This window comes from Gemmiger formicilis, from assembly GCF_900167555.1.
Lineage (GTDB): Bacteria > Bacillota > Clostridia > Oscillospirales > Ruminococcaceae > Gemmiger > Gemmiger formicilis.
Window position 1 is genome coordinate 1 of the sequence record NZ_FUYF01000074.1, and the last position, 1,854, is coordinate 1,854.

A 1,854-nucleotide genomic window follows, 5' to 3' on the forward strand; every position below is an offset into this window, starting at 1 on the left:
CACCGCCGGCTGCTTTTCAAATTCATCGGTCATGTGACGGTAACAGCCACGCGCACGACCTCGTCAGGTACGCTGCGGAACGCGATGGCGTGCGCTGGGCGGGCAGCAGGTAAGTTTTGCGCAGATCGTTCAGTGTAAGTTGCATGGCAGAGGTACGCTTTCTTTTGTGCAGGCTCTTTAGGCTTTGCCCGCATGGTAGCACCGGATTGTTGCGGAGTTGTTGCAAGGGGGGTGTATTGACTCTGCTCTGAGACGCTTTAGTTTTACCTTGCCCTGCCAGAGTCGGCTTGGCAGCGGGTAGATTTTACGAGGAGAGGTGAGTTCTACCATTACGACACATTAGAACCATCTTCAATAAAAGAGACTTTCCGCAATTCTGCTACATCAGAATTTAAATATCCCTCTTTACTTATAATAGAATATTCAAATCCATAGTGCTCTACATTATTGGTTTGACTATCCGTGATGAGAAGCAGATCGGTTGCACTTTGTCCAAGCATAATGGGAATTGTACGGTCTTCCGCAATTTCCTGCTTGATGTTTAGTTCTTTTACCTCTTTTGTCTGTGTATTGATTGCGTAACAGCTCTCGATTGCAACCGGATACTCCACATTTGGATGTTGCTCATAGTGTCGAATTGACATTAAAAGCCATTCATCAAATTTTCCGTCTATATAGGCACTGTTTCCATCTGTGGAAATAAAATCGGCAACCTCATCAATATTACTGTCTTGTACACTGATTCGTATCAGCTTTTTGGTGTCTACATCGTAAAAATATAGCCCATCGGCCATTAACAGCTGTTGAATGTTTCCTGTATATTCGTAAAAAGATTCGCAGCAGTTTCCGCCAATCGGGATTTTTTCCCATTGGTGGAAAGTTGAACGAGCAATCTCATCGGAAATTTCGCTCCATTCCTTACCGGGAAAATCGCTTTCAGTTTTGGTTTGTTGAGAAGAATGTAAAACTGCATATCCGGTTTCTGTAACCCCTAAAAATTCCGGCTGTATTCCGTCTGTTGTATCTTCCACATACAAATCCACGCGCTCGCCCGTATTTAAGTCGATCATACATAAAGTAAAAGTGGATTCCAACGTGTCCGGCAACTGCTCAAGTGTTGTCAGTGAGCAGATAAGGGATTCTCCGTTGGTACAAAACACATCGCCAAGACGTTCCCCATTGTTAAATGTAATAAGTGTTTTACGGTTGCTTCCATCCAGAGATGCGGCATCAATTCGAGAAAGTGACTGCTTTCCCTCTTCTCCGCCATAGGTGCGATGGATAAGTAAAAGATGATCACTTGAAATGAGGGGAAATACGCCAGCATTCTCCGCAGATATCCAAGAAGTACATCCTTCATTGTCATGAGCACAACCAGGTGCATTACATAAATATATTTCTTTTTGCGATGAATAGTCAATGTAAGTGACATTGGCGGACCCGTCGTCTCTAGCACGTGTTTCATAATAGCCGCTCTCTCCGCCACAACCCAAAACAGAATAGTAGGGGCGCGTAAGATTTTTAAATCCTGTCGCGGTAGGCTCGGTATTTTTGTTATCTGCTTCTACGTTGGAATCCGAGGAAGTCGCACTACTGTTGGAGTATGTACTCGGTGACGGCCTACCTGTACAGGCAGTTAAAATGCACAGGACGATTCCCATGGAAAGTGTTTTGATGAATACTTCTTTCATAAGAAATCAGCCAATCCTTTCTGAAAGAAACTTGTGTCGGGTTTGTTGCGGGGCGGATATGTTCAGCATCTGCGCGCCGATGCTTGAGTCTTAGATGTGGATGGCGGTTCTTTGGAACAACTTCATTATACCAAAAAGTTTTCACATTCGCCACGTTTCGGCA

Annotated in this window: 1 protein-coding gene; it reads right to left on the bottom strand. The window is 44.4% G+C overall.

All coding sequences use genetic code 11. From position 1 onward, the window contains the following. Positions 1 to 329: 329 nt before the first annotated feature. Complete coding sequence (locus tag B5D32_RS15125; RefSeq protein ID WP_143402820.1) at positions 330 to 1,691, bottom strand: nitroreductase family protein; 1,362 nt, start codon at positions 1,689 to 1,691, stop codon at positions 330 to 332. Positions 1,692 to 1,854: the final 163 nt, after the last annotated feature.